The 3354-nt window shown below is 67.9% G+C and carries 5 protein-coding genes; 3 read left to right on the top strand and 2 right to left on the bottom strand.

What is annotated here, in order from left to right; translation table 11 throughout:
- Positions 1 to 32: 32 nt before the first annotated feature.
- Positions 33 to 677: a DUF542 domain-containing protein gene (locus tag VJ655_RS20320; protein WP_324114301.1), complete on the bottom strand. Its 645-nt coding sequence runs from the start codon at positions 675 to 677 to the stop codon at positions 33 to 35.
- A 64-nt stretch (positions 678 to 741) separates the two neighbouring features.
- Entirely contained in the window at positions 742 to 1047 is a 306-nt protein-coding gene (locus VJ655_RS20315) for a hypothetical protein (RefSeq protein ID WP_324114299.1), read from the bottom strand.
- Between the two features lie 105 nt (positions 1048 to 1152).
- Between VJ655_RS20315 and ubiT the strand changes: the two genes are divergently transcribed.
- The 3 genes from ubiT to ubiV form a co-directional block, all read left to right on the top strand.
- A complete protein-coding gene (ubiT, locus tag VJ655_RS20310; RefSeq protein ID WP_324114298.1) occupies positions 1153 to 1602 on the top strand; it encodes a ubiquinone anaerobic biosynthesis accessory factor UbiT in 450 nt (149 codons plus the stop codon).
- A gap of 2 nt (positions 1603 to 1604) precedes the next feature.
- Complete coding sequence (ubiU, locus tag VJ655_RS20305; protein WP_324114296.1) at positions 1605 to 2597, top strand: ubiquinone anaerobic biosynthesis protein UbiU; 993 nt, start codon at positions 1605 to 1607, stop codon at positions 2595 to 2597.
- On the top strand, positions 2594 to 3354 hold a 761-nt coding region (gene ubiV / locus VJ655_RS20300; protein ID WP_324114294.1), incomplete at its 3' end, for a ubiquinone anaerobic biosynthesis protein UbiV. The genes ubiU and ubiV, both read left to right, overlap by 4 nt.

Below are 3354 nucleotides of genomic sequence, written 5' to 3'. Positions count from 1 at the left end.
CGGAGGCCGCGCGCGCCAGTCCGGGGGCTCGATCAGGCGAACGCGGCGAACAGAACGTTGTTTTCCAGATGCATGTGCTCGCGCAGGTCCGCGTCGATCTGGCGGCACAGCTCGAGCAGCGCGCGCCACGTCGTGCAGGCGCCTTCGGGAGGCGCGAAGTCGCCGGTGATGCGAGCCAGGCCGGCCAACTGCTCCAGGACGTCCTTGTGCTCGTCCATCATGCACATGATCGGCGCGTCGATGCCGTCGCGACGACCGGCCAGCATCATCGGGAACAGCGCCAGCTCTTCCTTTTGATGATGGGTTTCGAGGTCGTCGAACATGAAGGCCAGGTGCTGGGAGAGGCCGATGGGGCAATCGGGACGCTCGCCGTGCACGGCCTCCACCCGGCGCGCCAGGCGGATGGCTTCGGGGAACTGGCGACGATGGGTCTCGTGATAGCGCTCGAGAATGTGCTCGATCAGTTCCGCCGGGGCCGAAGGCGTCTCCGGTTCGCTGGCGGCCAGGGCGCCAAGCTCGGCCAGGATGGCTTCCAGGTTCGCGCCGCGACGAACGACGGCGGCCGATAGAGGCGCTTCGCCCCCGCAGCAGTAGTCGATCTTGTAGCGACGGAAGACGGCGGTCGCGCCGGGACGACCGATGGCGATGTCGCGGACGGGCAGGTCGGCTAGGTCCATGAAGTGTTCCTTTCGCCAGGCAGCCTAGCGGCGCTGAGGAAGCCGACGTTGCGCGCCGCCAACTTCAGGCTCCGGATATCGTCGGATAGAACACCAGGCTGGCGCCGCGTCTGCCTCCGGTGCGCAGGACGCCTTCCGTCACCAGCGCCTGACAAAGACGGCGCAACGCCATCGTGGCGGGGTGGAGGCTCACGTAGAAGATGCCGTTGGCGTGGACTCGTTCCAGAACGGCCCCTCGTGTCCAGGGCGTGTGCATTGCGTTCTCCATCTGTGGGACGCCCGAATGTCGGATTCGACGCTTGGGCTCCTTGTCGGCGCTCAAGCTTGGGCGACGTTGATCGCCGTCAAAGCCAAGGTTGACGCCGGCCATTGCGGCTGGGCGCCTCGTCGCTAGCTTCCCCGGCCCGAACCGGAGGACGTCATGAGCCCAACGCGGCGACGAACTGGAGGGCGAGCCCAGGAGCTTGTCGCCCGCATGGCGCTGGCGCCGCCAAGCCTGCTGCTGACCCAGGCTGTGCGCCGCCTGGCGCGCCGACGCCCGGACGTCTTCGCCCGACTTGGAGCGCACCAGGCCAAGAGCTATCAGATCCATCCCAGCGACTTACCGCTGACGTTCACCCTGACGCCCAGCGGCGAGACGGCCCAGGTCCAGGTGACGCGATCGGGTTTGCTCGACGCCGATGTCCGGATCGAGGGACCTCTGACAGACCTGCTCTCACTGTTCGACGGGTCCCTGGACGCGGACGCGGCGTTCTTTTCCCGGCGGTTGCGAGTCGAGGGCGACACGGCCGCGATGATGGCCCTGCACAACGCCATCGAAGCCGCGGAATTGGGTCTGGGCGACCTGATCGTCGCGCCGCTCCCGATTAAGACCCTGTTCGGCGCGGGACTCGATTTCGCCACGCGCCGCCGAGTCAGGGCCTGAGCATGGGATCGATCGAACTCGTCTGTCCCGCCGGCTCGCCCCCGATGCTTCGGGCCGCCGTGGAAGCCGGCGCCGACAGCGTCTATTGCGGTCTTCGCGACGAAACCAACGCCCGCAATTTTCCTGGACTGAACTTCTCGCCGGCCGAGCTGCGAGAGGCTGTGGTCCTTGCCGCCGACCACGGCGCCAAGGTGCTGGTGGCGATCAACACCTTCGCCGGAGCTGGCCGCGTCGATGTCTGGCGACGGGCCGTCGACTCCGCCGTCGCGTCCGGGGCCCATGCCGTGATTGTCGCCGACATCGGCGTCCTGTCCTATGTGCGCACGGCCTATCCCGACTTTCGACTGCATCTCTCGGTGCAGGCCGCCGCCAATTCCGCCGAGGCCATCGCGTTCTACGTCCAGACGTTCGGCGTGAAGCGGGTGGTGCTGCCGCGCGTGCTTAGCGCCGCCGAGATCGGGGCGCTGACGGCCCGTTCGCCGGTGGAGGTCGAAGCCTTTGTCTTCGGGGGACTCTGCGTCATGGCCGAGGGGCGCTGCGCCCTGTCGTCCTATGCGACCGGCGGTTCGCCCAACCTGACGGGCGTCTGTTCCCCGCCCGAGGCCGTCAGTTTCGACGAGTCGGGCGGCGTCATGACGCCCAGGCTTGGAGGCTTCGCCCTCGACCGCCTCGGCGCGGGTGAGCCAGCCGGATACCCCACGCTCTGCAAGGGCAGGTTCGAGGCGGAAGGGGAGGAGACCTACCTCTTCGAGGAGCCTGTCAGCCTGAACGCCATGACGCTGCTGCGCTCGCTCAGACAAAGCGGCGTGACGGCGGTCAAGGTCGAGGGGCGTCAACGAGGCAAGACCTATGTCAGCCGGGTGACCGCCGCCTTCCGAGGCGCGATCGACGCGCTGGACGTCGGCGGCGACACGGCGCCCTTCGAGGCGATGCTGACCGACCTCGCCGAAGGCGGGCGCGAAACCACGGGGGCCTATAGGCGGCAATGGCGATGAGCAGCATCGATTTCGAACTGACCGTCGGACCGCTGATGTTCCTCTGGTCGCCAGAGCGGATCGCCGACTTCTATGGCGCGGTGGCGAAAAATCCCGATGTCGCCCGCGTCTATCTGGGCGAGGTGGTGTGCGGCAAACGCGCGCCACTGGCCGCACAAGCCCTGGCCGAGGCCGCTGAACGTCTCGACGCGGCGGGCAAGGATGTCGTGTGGGCGGGTCAGGCCATGCCCGCGACCCCTCGCGAGTCGCAGGGACTTCGGGATCTCGCGGCGGCGGGCGAGCGGATCGAGATCAACGATTTCGCGGCGCTGGCCAGTCTTCCGCCCGGAACGCCCTTCGTCGCCGGGCCGCTGCTCAGCCTCTACAACGAGGCCGCGGTCGGAGCCCTGATCGACCGGGGCTGTGAGCGTCTTTGTCCTAACGTGGAGCTGTCGCTGGACGTGATCGGCGAGATCAGCCGCGCCTATCCAGCGCTGGAGATCGAGCTCTTCGCCTATGGCCGAATGCCGTTGGCGCTGTCGGGACGCTGCTATCACGCACGGGCTCGAAAGCTGCACAAGGACAGGTGCCTGTTCGCCTGCGAGGACGATCCGGATGGCATGCCCGTGCGGACGCTGGAAGGCGAGGCGTTGTTGGCCGTGAACGGCATCCAGACCCTGTCGTATGGCGTGGAGCTGGCCGATCTCGCGCCGGAGGCCCTGCGGCGGGCGGGCGTGACCGCGTTGCGCGTGTCGCCGCACACCGGAGATCCCGAGCG

It is taken from the genome of Caulobacter sp., from assembly GCF_035254145.1.
Taxonomy (GTDB): Bacteria; Pseudomonadota; Alphaproteobacteria; order Caulobacterales; family Caulobacteraceae; genus Caulobacter.
This window is presented reverse-complemented; position numbering and strand designations above follow the sequence as displayed.

What these genes read in the sequence shown, in the direction of transcription:
- VJ655_RS20320 (WP_324114301.1), bottom strand. Translation starts at nt 677, where the DNA reads ATGGACCTAGCCGACCTGCCCGTCCGCGACATCGCCATCGGTCGTCCC.
- VJ655_RS20315 (WP_324114299.1), bottom strand. Translation starts at nt 1,047, where the DNA reads ATGGCCGGCGTCAACCTTGGCTTTGACGGCGATCAACGTCGCCCAAGC.
- ubiT (WP_324114298.1), top strand. Translation starts at nt 1,153, where the DNA reads ATGGCGCTGGCGCCGCCAAGCCTGCTGCTGACCCAGGCTGTGCGCCGC.
- ubiU (WP_324114296.1), top strand. Translation starts at nt 1,605, where the DNA reads ATGGGATCGATCGAACTCGTCTGTCCCGCCGGCTCGCCCCCGATGCTT.